The organism is Clostridium lentum, assembly GCF_014287815.1.
GTDB lineage: Bacteria > Bacillota > Clostridia > Clostridiales > Clostridiaceae > Clostridium > Clostridium lentum.
The window spans coordinates 78,118-102,627 of record NZ_JACOOQ010000007.1; the positions used below are offsets into that span (position 1 = coordinate 78,118).

24 protein-coding genes and 1 other annotated feature are annotated in these 24,510 nt (G+C 29.2%); of the genes, 2 read left to right on the forward strand and 22 right to left on the reverse strand.

The window, feature by feature from the left end:
* Positions 1-5 precede the first annotated feature (5 nt).
* From H8R92_RS05810 to H8R92_RS05870, 13 genes are all read right to left on the reverse strand, one after another.
* Positions 6-1,250, reverse strand: coding sequence for a peptidase U32 family protein (locus H8R92_RS05810; protein WP_022211576.1), 1,245 nt, complete (start codon positions 1,248-1,250; stop codon positions 6-8).
* A 4-nt stretch (positions 1,251-1,254) separates the two neighbouring features.
* Positions 1,255-1,899: an O-methyltransferase gene (locus H8R92_RS05815; protein WP_022211577.1), complete on the reverse strand. Its 645-nt coding sequence runs from the start codon at positions 1,897-1,899 to the stop codon at positions 1,255-1,257.
* Between the two features lie 12 nt (positions 1,900-1,911).
* Complete coding sequence (gene mltG, locus H8R92_RS05820) at positions 1,912-2,919, reverse strand: endolytic transglycosylase MltG (protein WP_186834945.1); 1,008 nt, start codon at positions 2,917-2,919, stop codon at positions 1,912-1,914.
* Between the two features lie 98 nt (positions 2,920-3,017).
* The gene (gene typA, locus H8R92_RS05825; RefSeq protein WP_022211579.1) at positions 3,018-4,844 is read right to left on the reverse strand and encodes a translational GTPase TypA; all 1,827 of its coding nucleotides are present in this window, start codon (positions 4,842-4,844) and stop codon (positions 3,018-3,020) included.
* Positions 4,845-4,996: 152 nt separating this feature from the next.
* Positions 4,997-6,664 (reverse strand): ribonuclease J, encoded by a 1,668-nt coding sequence (locus H8R92_RS05830; RefSeq protein WP_022211580.1) that lies wholly within the window; start codon positions 6,662-6,664, stop codon positions 4,997-4,999.
* A 75-nt stretch (positions 6,665-6,739) separates the two neighbouring features.
* Positions 6,740-7,198 carry a Fur family transcriptional regulator gene (locus tag H8R92_RS05835; protein ID WP_022211581.1) on the reverse strand — a complete coding sequence of 153 codons (459 nt, stop codon included), beginning with the start codon at positions 7,196-7,198 and terminating at the stop codon, positions 6,740-6,742.
* A gap of 23 nt (positions 7,199-7,221) precedes the next feature.
* Positions 7,222-7,497: a DUF1292 domain-containing protein gene (locus tag H8R92_RS05840; protein WP_022211582.1), complete on the reverse strand. Its 276-nt coding sequence runs from the start codon at positions 7,495-7,497 to the stop codon at positions 7,222-7,224.
* A 38-nt stretch (positions 7,498-7,535) separates the two neighbouring features.
* Positions 7,536-7,955, reverse strand: a complete 420-nt coding sequence (gene ruvX / locus H8R92_RS05845; RefSeq protein ID WP_022167983.1) for a Holliday junction resolvase RuvX — start codon at positions 7,953-7,955, stop codon at positions 7,536-7,538.
* Between the two features lie 46 nt (positions 7,956-8,001).
* Positions 8,002-8,259, reverse strand: coding sequence for an IreB family regulatory phosphoprotein (locus tag H8R92_RS05850; RefSeq protein ID WP_022167982.1), 258 nt, complete (start codon positions 8,257-8,259; stop codon positions 8,002-8,004).
* Positions 8,260-8,386: 127 nt separating this feature from the next.
* Positions 8,387-11,035: an alanine--tRNA ligase gene (gene alaS, locus H8R92_RS05855; protein ID WP_186834946.1), complete on the reverse strand. Its 2,649-nt coding sequence runs from the start codon at positions 11,033-11,035 to the stop codon at positions 8,387-8,389.
* A gap of 151 nt (positions 11,036-11,186) precedes the next feature.
* Positions 11,187-11,364: a binding site (T-box leader), on the reverse strand.
* Between the two features lie 94 nt (positions 11,365-11,458).
* Complete coding sequence (locus H8R92_RS05860) at positions 11,459-12,487, reverse strand: AI-2E family transporter (RefSeq protein WP_186834947.1); 1,029 nt, start codon at positions 12,485-12,487, stop codon at positions 11,459-11,461.
* On the reverse strand, positions 12,484-12,975 hold the full coding sequence (locus tag H8R92_RS05865; RefSeq protein ID WP_243166583.1) for a PRC-barrel domain-containing protein: 492 nt from the start codon (positions 12,973-12,975) through the stop codon (positions 12,484-12,486). The genes H8R92_RS05860 and H8R92_RS05865 overlap by 4 nt, the downstream gene beginning before the upstream one ends.
* A 124-nt stretch (positions 12,976-13,099) precedes the next feature.
* A complete protein-coding gene (locus H8R92_RS05870; protein ID WP_330606872.1) occupies positions 13,100-13,249 on the reverse strand; it encodes a YbaK/EbsC family protein in 150 nt (49 codons plus the stop codon).
* 187 nt (positions 13,250-13,436) lie between these two features.
* On the opposite strand from H8R92_RS05870, the gene H8R92_RS05875 reads away from it, so the two are divergent.
* Entirely contained in the window at positions 13,437-14,561 is a 1,125-nt protein-coding gene (locus H8R92_RS05875; protein ID WP_186834948.1) for a DUF2971 domain-containing protein, read from the forward strand.
* Between the two features lie 260 nt (positions 14,562-14,821).
* On the opposite strand, the gene ybaK is transcribed toward H8R92_RS05875, so the two are convergent.
* The 4 genes from ybaK to H8R92_RS05895 all read right to left on the reverse strand — a co-directional run bounded on the left by ybaK (position 14,822) and on the right by H8R92_RS05895 (position 17,540).
* The gene (gene ybaK / locus H8R92_RS05880; RefSeq protein WP_186834949.1) at positions 14,822-15,307 is read right to left on the reverse strand and encodes a Cys-tRNA(Pro) deacylase; all 486 of its coding nucleotides are present in this window, start codon (positions 15,305-15,307) and stop codon (positions 14,822-14,824) included.
* 157 nt (positions 15,308-15,464) lie between these two features.
* Complete coding sequence (locus H8R92_RS05885; RefSeq protein ID WP_186834950.1) at positions 15,465-16,010, reverse strand: hypothetical protein; 546 nt, start codon at positions 16,008-16,010, stop codon at positions 15,465-15,467.
* Between the two features lie 20 nt (positions 16,011-16,030).
* Positions 16,031-16,645, reverse strand: a complete 615-nt coding sequence (locus H8R92_RS05890) for a J domain-containing protein (protein ID WP_022211590.1) — start codon at positions 16,643-16,645, stop codon at positions 16,031-16,033.
* The gene (locus tag H8R92_RS05895) at positions 16,632-17,540 is read right to left on the reverse strand and encodes a DUF5685 family protein (protein WP_022211591.1); all 909 of its coding nucleotides are present in this window, start codon (positions 17,538-17,540) and stop codon (positions 16,632-16,634) included. Before H8R92_RS05895 ends, H8R92_RS05890 begins: the two co-directional genes overlap by 14 nt.
* 312 nt (positions 17,541-17,852) lie before the next feature.
* On the opposite strand from H8R92_RS05895, the gene H8R92_RS05900 reads away from it, so the two are divergent.
* Entirely contained in the window at positions 17,853-18,626 is a 774-nt protein-coding gene (locus H8R92_RS05900) for a nucleotidyltransferase domain-containing protein (RefSeq protein WP_186834951.1), read from the forward strand.
* A gap of 104 nt (positions 18,627-18,730) precedes the next feature.
* Here H8R92_RS05900 and H8R92_RS05905 read toward each other — a convergent pair whose 3' ends face one another.
* The 5 genes from H8R92_RS05905 to H8R92_RS05925 form a co-directional block, all read right to left on the reverse strand.
* The gene (locus H8R92_RS05905) at positions 18,731-21,370 is read right to left on the reverse strand and encodes a calcium-translocating P-type ATPase, PMCA-type (protein ID WP_022211593.1); all 2,640 of its coding nucleotides are present in this window, start codon (positions 21,368-21,370) and stop codon (positions 18,731-18,733) included.
* 70 nt (positions 21,371-21,440) lie between these two features.
* Complete coding sequence (locus H8R92_RS05910; RefSeq protein ID WP_243166581.1) at positions 21,441-22,016, reverse strand: TerD family protein; 576 nt, start codon at positions 22,014-22,016, stop codon at positions 21,441-21,443.
* Positions 22,017-22,036: 20 nt separating this feature from the next.
* Positions 22,037-22,648 carry a TerD family protein gene (locus H8R92_RS05915; RefSeq protein ID WP_022167968.1) on the reverse strand — a complete coding sequence of 204 codons (612 nt, stop codon included), beginning with the start codon at positions 22,646-22,648 and terminating at the stop codon, positions 22,037-22,039.
* 40 nt (positions 22,649-22,688) lie between these two features.
* Positions 22,689-23,303 carry a TerD family protein gene (locus H8R92_RS05920; RefSeq protein ID WP_186834953.1) on the reverse strand — a complete coding sequence of 205 codons (615 nt, stop codon included), beginning with the start codon at positions 23,301-23,303 and terminating at the stop codon, positions 22,689-22,691.
* A 72-nt stretch (positions 23,304-23,375) separates the two neighbouring features.
* Entirely contained in the window at positions 23,376-24,497 is a 1,122-nt protein-coding gene (locus tag H8R92_RS05925) for a toxic anion resistance protein (RefSeq protein WP_291661245.1), read from the reverse strand.
* Between the last annotated feature and the right edge of the window lie 13 nt (positions 24,498-24,510).

The window sequence follows — 24,510 nt, forward strand, 5'->3', positions numbered from 1 at the left end:
CCTCCTTAGTTATTGTTTATATTAATTGTATTATTTGCTTTTACAAGCATATCATTTACTTTTAATGGCTCACTTACCTTTACCTTAAACATCATATGTGCTCTATTAGCTACGTCCGTTTTCTTATTTTTATCTAAATCATACATATCTTCTAACTTGATTTTGAAATAAGGTACATCTGGTCTAAGTACTTCCACCTCATCACCTTCAAACACTCTATTTTTTTGAAGTATTGTAGCAGTTTTAGTTTCAGCATCATACTCTTTAACCATTCCCACTATTTCATAATCTCTAACATATGATGAATCTTCATAGTTTTGTTCACCGTTTATACCTAAGTAGAATCCTGTATGATATGGTCTATGGCTTACTTTTTTAAGCATATCCATCCATTCTTCTTTAAATCTATAAGCACTTGGGTTGTCCCAATAACTATCTAATGCTTCCCTATAAGCCTTAACTACAGAAGCAACATAAAACTCACTCTTCATTCTTCCTTCTATTTTAAATGAATATATTCCACTTTTAACTAGCTCAGGAATATAGTGAATCATACATAAATCCTTTGCATTCATTATATATGTACCATTATCATCTTCTACCACTGGATAATATTCACCTGGTCTTGTTTCTTCAACTAAATGATACTTATATCTACATACATTCCCACAAATTCCTTTGTTAGCATCTCTTTTAATCATATAATTAGATATTAAACATCTTCCTGAATAAGCTACACACATTGATCCATGTACGAATGCTTCAATATCACATTCTTTTGGAATCTTAGATGTAATTTCATTTATTTCTTTAAAAGTTAACTCTCTAGCTAATACTATTCTTTTTATCCCTAAGTCATACCAAAACTTTGTTGCTTTCCAGTTTACTGTATTTGCTTGAGTACTTAAATGTATTTCAAGATCTGGTGCTGCTTCTTTACAAATTGCAATTAATGCTGGATCTGCTACAAGAACTGCATCTACACCAATTTCATATAATCCTTTTATGTATTCTTCTGCACCATTTAAGTCATGATTTCTTGCAAAAACATTTAAAGTAACATATACTTTTCTTCCTCTATCATGACAATACTTGATTCCTTCAAGCATTTCTTCATTGCTAAAGTTATTAGAAAATGCTCTTAAATTTAGCTTTGCTCCACCTAAATATACAGCATCTGCACCATAATCGATTGCTATCTTTAATTTTTCTAAATTACCAGCTGGAGCTAGTATTTCCGGTTTTCTCATTAAGTTACCTCCTCTTTGTTACAGCTATGCCATCTCCCATAGGAATAACTGATGTAATTAGATTTTCATCTTCTGAAACTAATTCTAAATATTTTCTCATTCTCTTCACAATTGTAATTTTTCTTCTCTTCACAAGTTCATCACTTGCAACCATCCCTCTAAATAACACATTATCTGCTATTATTATTCCATCTTCCTTTAATAATCTTAAGCAATGGGGTAAAAAGTGATTATAATGTCCTTTTCCAGCATCCATGAATATTAAATCATATGGTTCATCTAAAGATTCTAAAATTTCTAAACAATCTCCTTCTTTAATTTCTATCTTACTTTCTAAATTAAAGCTCTTGATATTTTCCTTTGCTAACTTAATCATTTCTTCACTTCTCTCCACAGTTGTAATATGTGGAGAAGTACCTGCTGCTTTATACATCTTTATGGCAGAATAACCTATAGCAGTTCCTAATTCAAGAATTCTTATGGGCTTTTTCATACTCACCATAAATTCTAAAAACTTTATTGTCTCTTTTTGAGCTATAGGAACGCCTTTTTCCTTAGCAAACTCTTCCAACTCATTGAACTTACCTGTACTATCTGGTATTAAACTTCTAATATATTCTTCCATATAATCATATGTTATTCCACTCATCATATTCCTCCATTAATATCCTAATTCTTCTTTCCTTCTTAGGAAATCATCATAATTATCAGTAAAATAGTGTGTATTTTCACTCTCTAAAAGATAATAAAGATAATCAGTTTCCTTTGGCTTTAAAGCTGCCATTAATGATGCTCTGCCCGGATTTGAAATAGGACCTATAGGAAGCCCATAATACATGTATGTGTTATAAGGAGAATCAATCTCTAAATACTTTTCATACATCTTTTCAATGTGATATCCATACGAATATATCACTGTTGCATCTATTTGAAGAGGCATTCCTATTGCAATTCTGTTATATATTACCGAAGAAATAAAACTTCTTTCACTATCAACTACTGCTTCTTTTTCAATTATAGAAGCAACATTAACTTTTTTTTCAATTTCCTCTTCTGGTATTGATATATTTAAATCTTCAACAATTTCGTGCCAAACTTTCTCAAATCTATTAAGCATTGTCTTTATTATAAAATCTGCATTTTCATTTTTATTAAAACTATATGTATCTGGAAATAAAAATCCTTCAAGGTTATATCTTTTATTAGGATTATTGCTTATATACTTAGGCAACTCATAATTTTTTACTGAATCAATAAATTCTTTGCTATTGCATATATTATTTTCCTCTAATTTTTCTGCAATATCATCAATTGTATATCCTTCTGGAATAGTTATGTATACTTTATCTTTATTTGAATCTGTTAAAAGGTTGACAAATTCATTTAATGTCATACTTTTATTTAATTTATATGTTCCTTCCAAAACCTCTGGTTTTATTCCACATATCTTCAAATATAATTTTACTAAAAACTTATTTTTTATTTTACCTTCTTCTGATAATTTATCAAGAATTCCATAAAAACTATCACCTTCAGCTACCTCAACAATTTCTTCATTGTTTATTTTAAGTGGTGTATCTACTATCTTAAAACATTGCCAAATGGTAATTATGATTATCATTATTACAAAAATTCTTGCAACTCTGATAATTCTTTTATTTTTTTTCATAAATACCCCCTATATATAATTAGTGAATAGCCTTATGACTATTCACTATTATAAACCTTATTGATGAATTTTAAAAGTTTTTTAGCTGATTTTCGATATTATTTTTTTCCTCTACTAATCATTCTCTTTCTTTCAGCAGCATCTAAGTATCTCTTTCTTATTCTGATGCTTTCTGGAGTTACTTCCACTAATTCATCATTTCCTATAAATTCTATTGATTGCTCTAAAGTCATTGGAGTAATTGGAACTAACTTAACTGCATCATCTGATCCTGAAGCTCTAGTATTTGTAAGTTTCTTTCCTTTACAAACATTTATATCTAAATCATCAGCTCTTGAACATTCACCAACAACCATACCTTGGTATACTGGAGTTCCTGGAGTTATGAATAATCTTCCTCTTTCTTGTGCATTGAACAATCCATAAGCAATTGCATCCCCTTGTTCAAATGATACTATTGAACCTCTACTTCTAGATTCTATCTCTCCTTTATATGGAGCATATCCTTCAAACACATGGTTCATGATCCCATTACCTTTTGTATCAGTCATAAATTCATTTCTAAATCCTATAAGTCCTCTTGCTGGAATACTAAATTCAAGTCTTGTATATCCATTAACAGCTGATGTCATATTAACCATCTCACCTTTTCTAGGACCCATTTTTTCCATTACAGCTCCCATGAATTCTTCTGGTACATCAATTGTTAAGTGTTCTATTGGTTCAACCTTCTTACCATTTTCTTCTTTAAAAATAACAGATGGTTTAGAAACTTGTAATTCAAATCCTTCTCTTCTCATTGTTTCAATAAGTACTGATAAGTGAAGTTCCCCTCTTCCTGAAACTTCGAAACAGTCTGGAGTTATTTCTTTAACTCTTAAACTTACATTAGTTTCTAATTCCTTCATTAATCTATCTCTTAAGTGTCTTGAAGTTACAAATTCACCTTCTTTACCAGCGAAAGGTGAGTCATTAACCATGAAGTTCATGCTCAGAGTTGGCTCATCAATCTTGATGAATGGTAAAGCTTCTGGATTTTGAGCATCTGCTATAGTTTCACCTATGTTAGCATCTAAAACACCACTTACAGCTATGATATCTCCAAGTCCTGCTTCTTCAACTTCTTCTCTCTTTAATCCATTATATCCAAATACAGCTGTAATTCTATAATTTGATTTAGTCCCATCTTGTCTTACCAATGCAACACTTTGGTTTTTCTTTACCGTACCTCTATGTATCTTACCTATAGCTATCTTTCCAACATATTCACTGCTATCTAATGTTGTAACTAACATTTGGAAAGGTCCATCTATTTCACCTTTAGGTGGTTCAACATGGTCTACTATTGTTTTAAATAGTGGTTCCATATCTTCATTCGTATCTTCAACATTAAATCTTGCAAATCCTTCTCTAGCTGATGCATATATTATTGGGAAGTCTAATTGTTCATCATCTGCTCCTAATTCTAAGAATAAATCAAATACTTCATCAATAACATTTTCAGGTCTTGCATTTGGCTTATCAATTTTGTTTATTACAACTATTGGTTTTAATTTTAATTCTAATGCCTTCTTAAGAACGAATTTAGTTTGTGGCATTGGGCCTTCATATGAATCAACAACTAATAAAACTGAGTCAACCATTTTAAGTACACGTTCAACTTCTCCACCGAAATCAGCATGTCCTGGTGTATCAACAATGTTAATCTTTATGTCATTGTACATAACTGCTGTATTTTTAGAAAGTATTGTTATTCCTCTTTCCTTTTCTAAGTCGTTAGAGTCCATTACTCTCTCATCCATCTTTTCGTTTGTTCTGAAAACATGACTTGCCTTAAACATAGCATCAACTAAAGTAGTCTTACCATGGTCAACGTGGGCTATTATTGCTATATTTCTAATATCATTTCTAGTAACTAATTCCATTTACTTTCCTCCAATTAATTTAAATCAGTAATTTTATTCTTACTATGTAAACCTATAAATATTTTACCCAAAAATAAAATTGGATACACAAGTACCCAATTTAAAATCTCTTAGATATTTTACTATCATATAGTATTCTTGTCAACTAAGTGTTAAATTTCCATGATTATTGGTAAAATCATAGGCTTTCTCTTAGTTTTTTCATATAGGAATGATCTTAGTTCATCCCTAACTGTTGATTTTAAAGTAGACCAGTCAGTTATTTTTTGCTCTTCACATTTAGCAAAGACATTTCTAACTATATCTCTTGCTTCATCCATTAATTTTTCTGATTCTCTTACATATACAAAACCTCTTGAAATAATATCTGGACCTGCAATTATAGCTTTATTTTCTTTTGATAACGTCACAACAACTGTCAATATCCCATCTTGAGATAAATGTTTTCTATCTCGAATAACTATATTTCCAACATCTCCAACACCAAGACCATCTACAAATATTTGTCCCGAAATTACAGAACCACTCTTCTTAATGCTATTTCTTGTAACTTCAATAACATCACCAATTTCAGGTATTAATATATTTGACTTTGGCACTCCAATACTATTAGCTAATTCACCATGTTGTTTAAGATGTCTATATTCTCCATGAACCGGAATAAAATACTTTGGTCTAACTAAAGTTTGCATTAATTTTAATTCTTCTTGACAAGCATGCCCTGATACATGTACCGCTTCTGAAGAACCATAAACAACTTCAGCACCTTTCTTAAATAACTGGTCAATAACTCTAGATACTAATTTTTCATTTCCTGGAATAGGAGTAGCTGAAATAATAATTGTATCTCCTGAAACTATATTGACTTTTCTATGCTCAGAAGTAGCCATTCTCGCTAATGCTGACATAGGCTCTCCTTGACTTCCTGTTGTAATAATAACTATCTCATCATTATTATATTTGTTAATTTGATCAATACTTACTAAGTTTTCTTTTTCGATTTTAATATAACCAAGCTCTATAGCTACTTGTACTATATTCTCCATACTTCTGCCTGAAACAGCTACCTTTCTTCCATACATAGCTGCAGCATCAATTATTTGTTGTATTCTATGAATATTAGATGCAAATGTTGCAACAATAATTCTTCCTTTACTCTTACCAAAAATACGACAAAGACTTTCTCCAACTATTTTTTCAGACATAGTATATCCTGGCCTTTCTACATTAGTAGAATCTGCCATCATTAATAATACTCCTTTTTTGCCTAACTCTGCAAATCTTGCAAAATCCATTGGTTCACCGTCAATTGGTGTATAATCTACTTTAAAATCTCCTGTATGCAGAACAGCACCTAATGGAGTATGAATTGCTATAGCAACAGAATCCGCAATTGAGTGGTTAGTTTTAATGAATTCTACTGATACAGAATTCAATCTTACTACATCTCTTGGTTTTACTGTAATAAGCTCAGTTGTACTTAATAAATTATGTTCTTTTAATTTACTTTGTACAATTCCTAAAGTTAATTTTGTACCATATACCGGTACATTAAGTTGTTTTAAAACATATGGTAACGCACCTATATGATCTTCATGGCCATGAGTTAAGAATATACCTGAAACCTTATCTTTATGCTTTAATAAATATGTTATATCTGGTATAACAACATCTATTCCAAACATATCTTCATCTGGAAATTTCAAACCGCAATCTATGATAACTATATCATTCTTATATTCAATAGCAGTCATGTTCTTTCCTATTTCATTTAGTCCTCCTAATGGAATAATCTTAACCTTGGCTTTTTCTCCTTTCATATGTCCCCTCCTTTTTCTTCTTTAATATGTATATAAAAGGGTTTTTCTCAACACTTTTGAGTTATACCTTTCTTCTTACTTTTCTTCTTTATTTTTACATTCAGAACATATTCCAAAAAATTTCACACTGTGATCTAATATGTCAAAGCCATAGGTATTTCGAATTCTTTCTTCCAATTCCTCTAGAAGATCATCTTGCACTTCAATAACTTTTTTACATTTATTACATATTAAATGATGATGCCTATGTTCTTCATCTTCATGAACTAATTCATATCTGCTACATCCATCATTTAAATCTAATTTGTAAATAACATTTAGTTCCTCAAACAATAAAACAGTTCTATATACTGTTGCTAAACCAATTTCAGGACATACTTTCTTAACTTCGTCATATATTTCTTCAACTGTTAAATGCATTCCTTCTTTTTCAATTATGATATCTAAAATTGATCTTCTTTGAGGCGTTAACTTGTAACCTTTTTGCTTTAAACTTTCCTTTAATGCTTCTATATCAATATTGATAGCACTCACACTAACACCTCTTTCTATTTTAATTATTCTTCATCTATAAAAATAGTGTTATAAGCTTCTTGTACCGCTGCTAACTCTACTTCATTATCTATTGCTTCTAATAATTCTTCGCCATCTTCTCCATTAATAACTTTTAATGCAAATGTATCATCTTCGCTGTATCCTTCTTCATATACAATTACATATTCATTTTTTTCATCTGTTTCTGGATTTACTATATCAAAGAAAGCTACTACGTTAAAACTTACTTCATTTCCTTCCTCATCAAATAATTTAATAATTTTATCGTCTTTTTTCATATTAAATTCTCCTTAGATTTTATTTTATATACAAAACATTATTTACTTAGTCTTAATTTATCAAGATATCCTTGTAATATATACGTTGCTGCTACCTTATCAACAATCTTCTTTCTCTTTCCTCTCGAAAGGTCAGCTTCAAGCATTGCTCTATGTGCTGCAACTGTAGTTAATCTTTCATCCCACATTTCTATAGGCAGATTAGTTTTTTCCTTGATAAGTTCCGCTAATGCTAAAACTCTCTCTCCAGATTCTCCTATAGTTCCATTCATATTTTTAGGAAGCCCTATAACTATCGTTTCAACGCCATAATCCTTACATATCTTATGGACTAATTCTATATCCTGCTCTTTATTCTTTCTTCTTATGGTATCTATACCTTGAGCAGTCCATCCTAAAGGATCGCTTATTGCTACTCCTATTGTCTTAGACCCTACATCTAGCCCTAATATTCTCATATGGTACTCCTTAAACTAAAAGTGCCCGATAAATACGGGCACTTTTCTACTTTATCTCTAAATAAGATTTTATTACTTCTTCAATAATTTCATCTCTCTCAAGCTTTCTTAATAAAGCTCTTGCTCCGTTATAACTAGTAATGTAAGAAGGATCTCCGGAAATTAGATAACCTACTAATTGATTTATAGGATTATATCCTTTCTCCTTTAATGCATTATATACATCATTTAAGATGGCTTTTGTCATATCCTCTTTATTAACATTCAAGTCGAACTGCATAGTTTTATCAATGTTATTATCCATATTCTTTGCTGCCAAAGCAGCTCACCCCCTTACGAAGTTTAATACCTATACTTAATTATCAACATTTATTATATTTTGTATTCACTTATCTTATAATAATTATAACCTATTTTCCTTCAAATGTATACTACTTAACTAATTTTTCTATTATTTCATATGCATTTTCTACAGCTTCATTAATTTTTTCCGGATTCTTACCACCAGCTTGTGCCATGTCTGGTCTTCCTCCTCCGCCACCGCCTACTACAGCTGCAACTTCTTTAATGATTTTTCCGCAGTGAACACCTTTATCAAGAACATCCTTAGTTGACATTGCCACAAGATTTACTTTATCGTTCATCTTGCTTACAAGTACCACTACACCGCTTCCCATCTTATTTCTAATCTTATCTGCTAAATCTCTTAGTGCATTTCCATCAACATCTTCTAAAGCATATGCTACAGCTTTTACACCATTTATATCTTTTGCAGAATTTAAGATATCATCTTCAGCTCCTGAAGTTAATTTTGATTTAAGTTCTGATATTTCTTTATCTTTTTCTTTTAATTCAGCATTTTGTGATGAAATTTTCTTTAATATGTCTTTTTCTGTACATTTTAATCCAGCACAAGCGTCTCTTAAAAGTCTTTGCTTATCTTCCATGAATTTAATAGCTTGTATTCCTGTTACAGCTTCAATTCTTCTTATACCAGCAGCAACTCCTGTTTCAGCTACAATTTTAAATAATCCTATTTCTCCTACATTTGAAACGTGAGTTCCACCACAAAGTTCTTTTGAAAATTCTCCTGCAGCTACAACTCTTACCTTATCACCATACTTTTCATCGAATAAAGCTGTTGCTCCACTTTCCTTAGCTTCTTCAATAGTCATAAGGTTAGTTTCAACATTTGCAACTTCCATGATTTTTTCATTTACTAAATCTTCAACTTTTTGAAGTTCTTCAGAACTTAAAGCTTGGAAATGAGTAAAGTCAAATCTTAATCTTTCATTATCTACATATGAACCTGATTGATGAACATGTGAACCTACTATTTCTTTTAAGGCAGCTTGTAACATATGTGTTGCTGTATGGTTCTTAGCTATAAAGCTTCTTCTTTGTTTTTCAACAAATAAATTAACTTCTTCACCAGCACTAAAGCTTCCTTCTTTAACTTCAACATAGTGAATAATTTTTCCAGAAACATTTTTCTTTGTGTTTACAACATAAGCTTTACCATTTCTTCCTTCAATTATACCCTTATCACCGATTTGTCCACCCATTTCAGGATAGAATACAGTCTTATCAATTACTATATAACCCTTGTCTCCTGATTTTAATTCATCTACAAAAGCATCATCTGTTGCAAGTACTAGTATATTACCTTTTCCTTCAGTAGAACCATATCCTACAAACTCTGTTTCAACATCTGCCTTTATTTTATTGATTGGAGTTTCTTCACTTCCCATATAAGAAGTTTCTCCTCTTGCACTTCTTGCTCTTTCTCTTTGTGCTTCCATTTCTTTTTTGAATTCGTCATTATCAACAGACATTCCCTTTTCTTCTAGGATTTCTTCTGTTAATTCAATAGGGAACCCATATGTGTCATATAATTTAAATGCTTTTTCACCAGATAATACTTTTGATTTTTCTGCCTCTAATTCTTCAATATAACCATTTAATATGTTCATTCCACTGTCTATAGTTTCATTGAATCTTTCTTCTTCTAAAGTGATTATCTTAGTGATGTAATCTTTATTTTCAACTAATACAGGATAGTTTCCACCATAGTTTTCAACAACAGCATCAACAACTTCCTTTAAGAATAATCCTTTTATTCCAAGTAATCTTCCATGTCTTGCAGCTCTTCTTAGAAGTCTTCTTAAAACATATCCTCTTCCTTCATTACTTGGTTGTACTCCATCAGATATTAGCATAGTTACAGCTTTAACATGGTCTGTTACTATTCTTAATGAAATATCTGAGTTGCTATCTTTTCCGTATTCAACACCAGAAAGACTTGATACCTTATTTAATATGTTCTTAACTGTATCTATTTCAAATATGTTATCAACACCTTGCATTATAGTTGCAATTCTTTCTAATCCCATACCTGTATCTATATTTTTGTTCTTTAATGGACTATAGCTTCCATCTTCTTCTTTATTGAATTGGATAAATACTAAGTTCCAGAACTCAACTATTCTATCAGCATCTGATGCAGCAACAAACTCATCAACATTAATAACTGGAGCTAAACCTTCGCCTCTATCAAAATGTATTTCAGTACATGGACCACATGGACCAACTGTTCCAACTTCCCAAAAGTTATCATCTTTACCTAATCTAAATATTCTATTTGGATCTATATCAGTTTTAGAAGTCCATATATCATACGCTTCATCATCTTCTAGATATATAGTTACATATAATTTTTCCTTTGGAAGTTTTAATACTTCTGTCACAAATTCCCATGACCATGGAATTATATCATCTTTAAAATAATCTCCAAATGAGAAGTTACCTAACATTTCAAAGAATGTACCATGTCTTGAAGTTTTACCTACATTTTCAATATCACCTGTTCTTATACACTTTTGACATGTAGTAACTCTAGTTCTTGGTGGTTTTTGTAAACCTGTGAAATATGGTTTTAATGGTGCCATACCTGCATTTATTAATAATAAACTATTGTCATTCTTAGGCACTAGTGGAAAACTTTCCATTTTTAAGTGACCTTTTTCTTCAAAGAAACCTGTAAATGTGTCTCTTAATTCATTTGCTCCCATGAATTTCATGTAATATTACCTCCAGTATTAATTGATAATTAATAATTTAAGATAAAACCATTTGAAGATTTTTGTCTAAACTATCAATTTCGACTTTTATTTTTTAACTATATTTTATTTTATATAATAAAAAAAGTCTTCATCTCTCACTATATAAACAGCAAGGGACGAAAACAATATTTCCGCGGTACCACCCTAATTATGCATAAATAATATGCATCACTTAAAGTAAAATAAGCTCCAAGGTAGCTTCAATATGAAAAATAAGAAGTTTTCACCATCCACTTCCTCTCTAATATATTCAAGTCATATCTACTCATCCTTATCATAGCTTTAATATATTTTGAACTTTATAAACATTTTCCAAACAATTTATACAATTATTTTATAGGAAAATTATATTGCATTTCTAGAATTATGTCAATTATATGATTAAAATAAATAATAATTAATATCATCATATATGACTTTAATTATTACAGCTATAGGCACGCATAAAACCATACCTGCTACTCCAGCAAGCTTTTCTCCTAAAATCAAAAGCAATATAATAGTTACTGGATGCATACTTATACAATCCCCAGTAATCTTAGGTGCTAAAAAATCTCCTTCTACTTGTTGAATGATAAATACTCCTACTAATGCAATTATCCCTTTTGTTACAGAAGAAGTCATAGCAATAAATACAATAGGCACCCCACCTATTATAGGTCCGAAATAAGGTATTATGTTAACTAGTCCATTAACAACTGATAAAACTAATGGCATTTTCAATCTAAGGCTTATCATTAAAATAAATGTAAGTACCCCTATTATTAATGATAATATTATCTGACTTATTATATATCTACTTAAAACTCTATCTATGTGGGAATTAATTTTTCTAACAATTATTCGTTTTTCCGTAGAGAAAATAAGCAATACTTTATTATACAAAACGTTACCATCAGCAAGAAAATAATATGCAGCTACAGGTACTATTGCAAGTCCTATTAAATTTTCTAATATGGCGATAATATTATCAAATAGACTTGTTGCTTCCTTTGAAAGTATTGTATTAATCTTATCACCAATTTGAATATAAACTGTTTCAAATAAAGGTATTTGATCAAGATCAAATTTTTCTGCCGCTAAAATAGCATATGCCTCTAAATTATCCAACATCCCCCCTATATTTCTACTTTCACTTAGCAATGATGGAACCATAAAATACATTATTCCTATAAAAGACGCTATGCAAAACAACACTATAATCATTGCTGCCTTTCTTATAGAAAGCCTATACTTTTCCACAATATAATCTCTTATAGGCTTCAAAGTATACGAAACAATAAATGATATAACCACCAAATTTACCACATCTCTTATCCCTTCTACATATAAATAGCTTAAAAATAATATTAAAAGTATTACTATAATTACTATATTCTTTATTATTTTTTTTCTTTTTTCTCGTCTCATTTATCTACACTCCTAAATATATGAGGTAAAGTGTTAAATACTACACCTTCATTTTCTTTATAAAGAATATATGATTCACATAAGATACAATGTTTTATAAGCAAAATCTCTTTTCCCCTAAACATTCGATCAAATATGCCTGAACACATTATAATACCTTTTATTTCAAAGTTTCTCTCATCAATTATCAAATCTTCTAGTATACCTTTTAGTACATTTTTCTCATTGACAATGTCTATTGCTTGAATTTCCTTTAATCTCATTCCAGAAAAATCACTTACCCTTTTAGCTATTATTACATTTTCTAAAGAAATAATATCTGATATGGCTATATAATTTTTTTTCTTATTTATGCTAAAGCTATTTATAATAACTCCCGTAACCATTCCACTATAAAAATCTATTGCAATGTCCTGCACTGAACCTAGATATTTTCCAGTGACATCATATACCTTCATTAAATTGAAATATCGTGTTTTTATCATCATAAACACCTCTACATTCTTTAAGGTAAAATATAATAACCATAGTATTTGCCAATACTATGGTTATTATTACTATTTTTAGACATATTTATTTCCTTGGAAATAAATATATTTTCAAACTTACCTATTATATCAAATCAGCTACTTGAACTCTAATTACTTTACTTAATGAATCTAAAGTCATTTCCACTTGATATCCTATTTTCCCTGCACTAAAAATAAAAGTCTCAAGACCTTCCACAGACTTATCTATAGTGGTCTTAAAATATTTCTTCATACCAATAGGAGAACATACACCTATTTTTATTTAAACCAAAATAATTTTCGAAGATTATTTATACCTTTATAGTTTTGTAATGATTTTTCTTTTCACTTACAACTTTATCATACTATACATTATTTTCTAGAGTTTCATTGCAATATATGGTAAAATTTATATATTACTTTACTAAAAGGAGAAAATTATGTCATCTATATCTAATAACCGTGATGAGAAAATATACTATTATACTAGCAATGAAGTATTATGTAGCTGGTTAACAAATGAACAGTTATGGGCTACTAGAAGTATAACTTCAAATGATAATGAAGATACTACATATGCATTGAAACATTTTGATAAAATCAATACTAAAACTAATAAAAGATTTGAAAAAAAATTACAAGAAGTAGATTTAATTTTAAGTTTAAGCCAAAAGATTTCTTTAAAATTCTATAAAGATCTTTTACATTATTGTATGAAATACCATTTTAATGACTTTTCTAAAATTATAAATACCGTGGAAAAAAGAAAAGAATATTTCTATTATGGAGATAACTATGATTTATTTACAATAGATAAATTTCATGAACACTGTGGAACATTTCACATTCCCCATCTCCAAAATCCTAATAGAGATCAATGGATTTACAACCAGTTATTATCAATATTAACACCTGATGAATATAAATATTTTTTTAATATTAATACTAATACAATAGATGATTATAAAAAAATTATACCCAAACTTCCTTTTATGCGACACCCTTTTGTTATTTGCTTTACAAGTGAAAAGGATAATCGATTCTTTTGGGATTCATACACCAATAACAAAGGCGTTGCATTAGAATTTTCACGTAATGAATTATCTGAATATTTTCAAGTTCCTAAAACTCATTCAAATTATTCAGCAAACCTAGTAAATATTATTTATAATAAAGACAAACAACTATCTGAAATAACTAATTTTTTAAACTCAAATATTGGTGAATTATTAATGGTCGGAGTTGAAAATCTTTATATAGATATGGCAAAATATAAACATCCTTATTGGAAGGATGAAAAAGAAATACGAGCAGTTATAGAAGCTAAATATTACGATGAAAAATCAAACCTTATTAAAGAAAATTATAATCTAAAATATAAAACTAAATACGATACTCAAGACTATATTGAAGTAGTAATTCCTAAAAATCTATTAAAAAAAATAATTATCGGCCCTCAAAATTCAGTTGAAAATATCAAGCAAATATTAGATATTGGAAATTTCAATTATATAAAAGATAAATTTGAAGAATCATCAGGTACAGGAGTTATAAATTTAAAATAATACTTGTATCAGTAGATATTAAATAAATCTACTGATACTCCAATGTCATTAAGATAAGATTTTTTCTTATCAAAGTCAGCTAAGAATATAAAAAATATTCTTAGCTGACTTTTAATTTTAGTATATTGAGAGCCTAAATCGCTATGAAATAATTATCTACATCCTAAATATAATAATTATTTCTATCTTCCAACTGTTAAAAGTAGTATTTTTTAATAATGTAATATAAAAAAAGATATGCTTAAAATCATAGCTTCACCCTATTTAATCAAAAAATCAAATTTTCCTGATACTATATTCATTAAATCATTAGGATTAATCTTTATCTGATATCCAATCTTTCCTGCACTAACAATCACAAATTCTAAATTCTTAGCACTATCATGTATAAATGTTTTATATAACTTCTTTTGTCCAATTGGTGAGCATCCACCACGAATATATCCAGTATACTTCATAATATCATTAACATGAATCATTTCTATTTTTTTCTCACCAGTTATTATGGCAACTTCCTTTAAATTTAATTCCTTAGCTACAGGGATAACGAAAACATATACTTCTTTACTACTTCCATGTGCTACTAATGTTTTAAATACATACTTTTCATGTATCCCTATCTTAGCTGCTACAGATACACCATCTATCTTCCCATCCTTACTTTCATACATAAGAATCTCATAATTTATTTTATTAGAATCCAAAATCCTCATTGCATTTGTTTTTAACATTTTTTCTTTAGCCATGCTACACCTCACTCTTAATATAAATCATTATATATTATACACATATTAATTATTATAGTAATTTTAAAAATACTGATACTTTTAATATAATTCTAATAGAAGTTCATCTGAATTGTTAAAAAAGATTAATCGAAAAATTTCAATTAATCTTTTATAATTACTTAATTTTATTGTGTATTCTCTCCATATAGAAAGTAATAATTAAAGTCATTGCATAATCATATAAATAATATACAACTGCTCCAATAGCCCAATACAACACTCCGCTAAGCAGCCTTCCATTAACTGCAATATATTTAGAAATAATCTTTTCAGCAGCTAACAATACATCTATTCCTAAAATAGCTTTTGCTAATATTACTGCCAAAATAAATATTACATTATAATAAATAAACTTTAAAATAATTTCAACTTTCTCTTTTCTTAATCTTTCAATAAAGTATTTTACAATACCATATCCTCCAAAAATAAGAGTATATAAAAGCCATATATTTAATGGAATAAAAAATACTGATATAATACTAGATGCTAAATAAACCATCACTGCAGTCTTAATATCACTCCTGATTATGCATACAGGAACTATTGCTGATGCAATAGTCAACACCGAAATTGTGCTTACAGGCAATATAGATGCTGAATATAATATTATTATAGTTAGTGCTATAAGAATTCCACCTAATGTTATATTTCCCGACTTCATTTTATTCCCCCTATTTTTTTCTAACAACAACCAATTAAATCGCCACCCATACATTCACATATGCTATCTAAACACCATAAGTTTATACAGCAATCAAATGCATTGGCATTTCCACCAGTAGTTCTATATGTATTAGTATAACTCCTAGCCCTCATTCTTAGATTGTTTAAATTTTGTCTGTACTCAAAATTATTTGGATCCATTCTACAAGCAGTTTCCAAATTATTTATAGCTGCATCAAACCAACCCTTGTTTAACATCACCATTCCATATAGAAAATGCCATTCTGCATTTCTATTACTTATGCTATTTAATCTAGTTTCTGCAGCGATATTATTACCGCTTTGTATCATTCTTCTTATTTCAGCATATTGTGCTGTATCAGAACTATAGCTTTCTCCATTAGTATAGGAATTATTACTACTGCTATTATAAGAACTACTGCTGGTTCCTGAATTGTTCTTAAGCATTTCATAAGCTTGATTTACTTCTGCAAGCTTTTTCTCTGCCAAATCCTTTAATGGATTATCAACGTATTGATCTGGATGATATTGTTTTACTAATTTTCTATATGCCGATTTTATTTCATCCTGGCTGGCTCCAGGTTTAATACCAAGCACTTCATATGGATTCATTTTTACCACTCCTCTTATTACATTCGCATTCATTAGTTATTTTCGTGTACTTGTCCATCATACCTAAGCTTATAATATTTTCTAATATCTCTTTATTACGTTTAATTGGAAGCTTTTCTAAGGCATTTCTACATGTATATCCACAATTAAAAATTGTAAACTCCATTCTATCCCTTATTTCTCCCATTAGCTCTTCATACGTTTTATTATTGGTATTATACAAGTAATTAATAGGATTAAATTTATTTTTTTCCATATCCTCTTTCAAGTCATCTAGCGCATCAATAATATATATCCACTTTCCTAGTGAATATCCTAATTCATATAAATTACCTCTTATTTCTTCACTGTCACCTTCAAACTCCTCAGGATATAAATTTAATATTTTACCTACTATTTCACTAAAAGGATGAGCTATTTCATCGATAGACGAAAATCTCTTTTCAACCTCCAAATATGATAATTTTTTCAAATTTTCTTCTATTATATCATTTATTATTGTAACATTTCTGTTAAATTTACTTTTATATGGTGATAATATTATTGAACTTACTTTACTTTTCATGCTCCTATCATCAGCAACATCATCTAATAATTTATAATATACAAGGGAAACATTCATTGCTGCCGCATAAGCTAAAGCCTTATTATTAACTATCATAGGTTTCTTCTTCAATGGATGTGCTATACATCGCTGTATCTTAAAGCTTCTTTCCTCTTCATGCAATCCATCTAGTAACAACCCAAGAAAAGTCATGTCATAATTTAATGACATTCTTGGTATATTTCCAAAACCATCTTTTATATGCATACATACTCCACAATAATAACTTTTAAAAGATTCATATTCCCTTATCTTTAACTCTGGTTTAAGCGGAGTAACATAACCAAACAAAAAACCACTCCTTACTTTTTATAATATACATTAAATATCCTTAACATATTTTAGATATATTATATACTAAAGAGCCATTTAATAAAATATTTTTATTGTTTATTTACCTCAACGCTTTACAAACAAATCACCACTTTTACTTTTTTACTACAATTATATATTTATTGCTACCAAGCTTCAATATTCTTTAAATATTTTCTACAAAAAATGCTTATCACTCATAACTTTTTTCTAAGTAGGACAATAATATTTCCATTACATATACTATAAATATAAAGAACTCTTATATTTATAGATAAAGGAGTAAAATATATGGAAATTACTTTAAATGATAAAATTTATAATGTAAATCCTGAAGACTACTCCATAGAAAGTATTATAGTTTTTGGATCATTTATTCGTGGTGATAATAATATCCATAGCGACATTGATTTTTTGATAGTAATCGATAACTGTTCCTATAGTGAAAAATTAATAACTAAACTTAATATTGCTGAAGAAATGCAAATTCCTCCTTCATGGATATCAATTTATACTACCGATGAAATTTATGATTTATGCTTATATGGCGATAGTTTTCTCTGGAGTGTCAAGCTAGAAGGTTTAATCCTTTATTCTCGTAGCGGTTTTTTCGAATACTGCCTATATAATCTTAGACTATATACCAACATGACTAATGATATTGCTTCAAATTATAAGAAGTTAAGAAACATATCTTATGACTTTAATACTAAGACTGTTTCAAATGCTACCTTAATTAAGCGAGTTGGCTATATAATCCGTAATACCCTAACAATCTTAGCCTATACTGCAGGAGTAATAAACTACAATAAATATGAGGTATATGATATATGTAAAAGCATACCTGGCTTCTATATTCCATTTTCCAAAGAAAGCTACATTAAATTACTTGATATAAAATCATATATTAAAGATAATAGTCTTGATGCTGATTCAATTCCTAATTTCCATCAGTATATCAAATTATGGATAAAAAAAGCTTTCTTACTTGTAAGGTCTTCATATTATAAAATTATTGCGCTGACATCTAGAGGTTTTTCCAGCCCATTTATCGATTACCTATAATATAAAATATAATTATGAACAAAATATATAAATATTTTCAATTGAAAATTAATAAAAAAAGACTATCTCAAAAGAAATAGTCTTTTTCATTAATTCATCTTCAATTAAACTGCTTCAACATCATTTTCATATGTTAAAGATTTTTCAGATGATTTCATTATTATCTTTCTTAACATATCTACCGGTATCATTGTCAATGACATAACTATAATAATTAACCATCCTTTAATTCCAAAAGGTGTACATGAGAATATTTCCCCACCTACAAATGTTAAAATTATTTGAACTAAAACAATCGCTAACATTACCTTTATAAAACCTTTATTTTCTTTGATATGATCAAATATATTAATACCTTCACTACGTACATTAAATCCATTGGCTACAGCAGAAAAAACAAACATTGAAAAATATGCTGTTAAATGTTGTCCTTCATTTTCAAAGAACTCTTTAAAGAATGGAAGCTTTAAGAATGCAAAACTTATTACCCCAAGCCATGCCCCTGCACATAAAACTTGAGACATCATGTTTTTATTCACTAAACTTTGAGTTCTTGATTTAGGTTTTTCACTCATATACTTCTTTAAAGCTGGCTCAGCTCCTAAAGCTAAAGCACCTAATCCATCCATAACTAAGTTTATCCATAAGATATGTGTAATCTTTAATGGCTCTTCAACACCAAAGAAAGGCGAAATAGCCGATACTGCAACAGCTGCTACATTTATAGTTAATTGGAATTTAATAAACTTCAATATGTTATTATAAATAGTTCTACCATATAAAATAGCATTTTCTATAGATTTAAAATTATCATCTAAGATAACTATTGAACCAGCTTCTTTTGCAACATCAGTACCTGATCCCATTGCAAAACCAACGTCTGCTCTCTTTAATGCTGGTGCATCATTAACACCATCACCAGTCATACCACAAACTAGATTTAGCTCTTGTGCAATTCTTACCATTCTTGATTTATCTGTTGGTAATGCTCTTGCAATAACTCTTATCTTTGTAATAACAGCTTTTATCTCGTCATCAGTCATTTTATTTAATTCTTCAGAAGTAAATGCTAACTCATCATCTGATTTAATTAACCCACTATCTTTTGCTATAGCTACAGCTGTTTCTTTTCTATCACCTGTAATCATAACAACTTGTACACCAGCGTTTTGTACTTCTTTAATTGCTTGCTTTGCTTCTGGTCTTACATCATCCCTTATACCAACAAAACCTACAATAACTAAATCATCTGGTAATGCATCTTCAATTAATTCACTCTCAGAGTAAGCAAATGATAAAACTCTCATTGCTTTATCAGCTAATGAATCTATTTTAGCATTTAATTTATCTTTATCTATTGGAAGTACTTGTCCATTTTGATTGATATACTTAGTGGCCTTACCAAGCAATCTTTCTGGTGCCCCTTTATATACTGTAACATTTTCAAGCTCAGCAGCTGAATATTTGTTAGCAGAGTTAAAACCTTGACTCTTAACAACTTTTATATCATTTAAAGAGTTCATTTCATTTTTACCTAAGAAATTTAATAAAGCTTTATCTGTAGCATTTCCACCGATAACTTTATCATTATTATCAAACATAGCACCTGTATTTTTTCCAATACAAAGTCCCATATATTCTTTTGTATACTTACTAGATTGATAGCTATCTTTTAAATCTCCATCAAAAAATTCAACTACTTCCAGCTCACCTTTAGTAATTGTTCCTGTCTTATCAGAAAATAATATGTTTAATGAACCAGCTGTTTCAATCCCTATAGGCTTTCTTACCAATACATTATTTTGTAGCATCTTAGATGTATTTTGCATTAAAACTATGGCAATCATTAAAGGAAGTCCTTCTGGAACAGCCATAACTATTATAACAACTGCTAACATTAAAACTTCTAATAAATCTTTAAATACATACATCATACCAAGATCAAAATATGGAGATACTCCACCAGCTACTATAACTTTATGAATCATTAAAGTTATTGCAATAACCACTGCTCCTATATATCCAAACTTTGATATACTATCAGCTAATTTAGAAAGCTTAACTTTTAATGGGCTTTCTACATCATCATCTTGCATGTCCTTAGCCATTTCACCCATCATAGTCATCATGCCCACTTTTTTAACTTCTAGTACACCTTCACCATTTACCACAACAGCACCTCTAAATAAAGAATGCTTGTCTACAAATGTATCTCCAGTAATAGCAACTTCCCTGTAAATAAAATCATTAGGTATAGCATACTTCTTACACTCTTCTGATTCTCCGTTAAGGGCTGAATTATCTACTGCAATTGCTCCTGAACACAATACTCCATCTGCTGGAATTTTATCTCCACTTTGTATGATAATTCTATCACCTACTACAACATCATCTACTTCTATTTCAACTATTTTGCCATTTCTATAAACTTTACAAAGCTCTTTCTTAGCTCCATCTTTTAATTTTCTGTACTCATTATCACTGGACATTTCAGTTTTAGCTGATATAACTGTAACTAATAATACAGAAATAACTATTCCTATAAGCTCTCCCCATTCAGCATAGCCTAAAAAAGCCATAATAGCCATTATACACGCAATGGCTATTAGTAATTTTATCATTGGATCTCCAAAAGCATCTTTAAACTTATCTAAGAATGTTTCTGGCTCTGCTTCAATTATTTTATTATCACCAAATTTCTGCCTATTGTCTAAAACTTCTTGATCATTTAATCCCTGTAACAATTTTCTTCCCCCTAGTTACTAAAAATATATGAAATTTTTTATTATTTTCTTAACTATTTAATAATTATAGTTATCTATAGCTATTATATAGCTCTTGTATAGATGCTTCTATAGCTTCACTTACAACTTTAAATTGCCATTCACCATTTTCTTTACGAAGCTCTGCAAATTTCACACAAGTATTATTACCAGCATCTTCAGTTAAATTATATCTACATATTTCTTGGCATGATTTATCTTCATTTAATAATCTAACATAAGCATTTTTTACTTTTGAAAAAGACTGCTTTCTTGCTTTTCCTTCATATATTGTAATAGCAAACATTATTCTACAACATCTTGTTGGAAGATTATTTAATGAAACTGAAATTCTTTCATCATCGCCATCTCCATGACCTGTTAAGTTATCTCCATGCAGAAATATTCCATTATTTCTTTTATTACCAAAATAGACCATTCCATCTTTAGCTATTAGCTTTCCACTTTCATCTAAAAGTAACGCAACTAAATCTAAATCGAAATCTTTACCTAATCCAAAAAAACCTTTTTTTGCTACATCCCAACCTGCTGCTAAAATCACATTTTTTAAAGAAGGATCCTTTTTAGTTAAATCTAATATATCATTTTTTTGTAAATTTAATAACATCCTCAATTCTCCTTTATCTATTATGCATATAATGCTAAAATACCATTTAAATCAGCTATACGTCCTTCACCAACAGCTTTAAATTCCCATTCTGAACCTGCTTTATACAGCTCAGCAAATATAACTGAAGTACTAGTAGAACCATCTTCCTTTAAATTGAATCTACAAAGTTCTTTTTCATTATTTTCTGCATCCAATAGTCTTACATATGAATTGTCTATCATTCCAAATGTTTGTCTCTTAGCTTGTGCATTATGTATAGTAACTACAAATGCTATCTTTGCTATATTAGAGTCAATTGCTTGTAAGTCTATTAATATTCTTTCATCATCACCATCACCAGCACCTGTTCTATTATCTCCACCTAGTGTAATTCCTTGTCCATTTGGATTGTTAAAGAAAATTACATTAGATACAGTGTTGAACTTATTATTACTATCTAACAAAAATGCTGCAATATCTAAATCAAAATCTGCTCCATTTCTTGATATATCCCAACCAGCACCTAAAATTACTTTCTTTAATCCTGGATTTTTCTTAGTTAAATCTAATATATCATTTTTTTGTAAATTTAAAACTGGCATTGAATCATTATTTGACATACCAAAATTTCCACCTAAATTAATTCCCATAATTTTTTCTCCTATATATATATTTTTTTTACTTATTTATTTACATGTAAAGCGATAAAATACCATTTAAATCTGCCATTTTCCCTTCGCCTACAGCCTTAAACTGCCATTCAAAACCCTCTCTAAATAGTTCGGCAAATATTACTGACGTACTAGTAGAACCATCTTCTTTCAAATTAAACCTACATACTTCTTTTTCATTATTTTTAGCATCTAATAATCTTATATATGAGTTTTCTACCATACCAAATGTTTGTCTCTTAGCTTGCGCTTCATGAATTGTAGTTACAAAAACTATTTTTGCTATATCACTTCTAATTTGTGATAAATCTATAGTTATTCTTTCATCATCACCATCACCTGCACCAGTTCTGTTATCTCCTTCAAGGACAATACCTGGAGCTTCCATATTATTAAAAAATATAACATCTTGCGGTATATTCTGTACTTTACCATTGCTATTTAATAAGAAAGCAGCAATATCTAAATCAAAATCATAACCATTCTTTGCTATATCCCAACCTGCTCCTAAAACTACTTTTTCTAAGCCTGGATTTTTCTTAGTTAAATCTAAAATTTGATTTTTTTGCAAATTCAACGCATTAACTACTTCTCCACTTCTGTTTCCCATCATAGATCCTAAATTAATTGCCATATTCAATGCACCTCTTTTCTTTCTCCTCTTTATATAGTATATATTACCGCTTTAAGAATTAATTTTCAACCCTTATAAGGAAATACTTTTTTTCATTGTCATTTTTATACTTTCAAGCTTAGTTGTATTTTCTTTTCTTGCTAATGCATTGCTTTGTTGTATAGCTTTTGTTTCTTCAATACCTCTCATTATTGTTTCATATGATTTTTCTAAAGTTTCAATGGCAACAGAGCTACTTGAAGCCATTTTAGCTATTTCTACTGATTGTCTAGAAGTATTAGCTGCATTTCTCATGATAAGTTCATTTGTTTTATCATCTAACTGCTTTAATGACTTAGCTTGAATTTCTTGTCGCTTTAATAAAACTGCTTGTGCAAGGCATTGTTTAAAAATAGGAAGTGTTACAATAAATGAAGAATTTATTTTTCTCATTAAATTAAAATTAGACATTTGCATGCTTTGTAACATTGGAGCGGCTTGTATTGCTACATTTTCAGCAATTCTTAAATCATATATACGTTGGTTTAACATCTCTTTACACATTTCAAGCTTTTGTACCATCATATTCTTTTCCTCTTCACTGATAGTATTATTTAGAGGAATTTGATAAATGTATTGTTCAACTTCTTCTAAAGCTAATTCTCCTGCCACTATATATTTTTCCAATTCTTGATAATAAGCCATGTTGCCATCATATAATCTCTTCAATTTATTATTTGATTCCTTAATATCGCTTTCATATTTCTTTAATAATACATAAACCTTTTCCACTTCATATCCCATGGTGTCATATTTTTGGAATAATCTAGCTATAGTATTTCCTGCACTTTTGAAAATCTTAGAAACAAAACTTTCTTGTTTTATATTTTTAATTTCTTTAACATCAAACTTATCCATTATTTTTGTTAAGTTAACTAACATTTCTGTTGTTTCCTCAGCTTTTATTTCCTTCATAGAATTTAAAAGTTCATCAGAAATTTTTGATATATTTTCACTAGCTTTTTGACCAAATTGAACAATTGAATTTGGATTTTGTACTTCTATTTCACTTGTAAGATCTTGTACTTCCTTAAGAGACCTTAATCTTTCTTTATATTCTTCTAAATTATTAGTGATCTCCGCCATGCTATTTTCAGTAGCAAACATAGTGTTATCAGTCATATTCATCATGCTATTAAAATTATTTCCATTCACTATTATTCTCTCC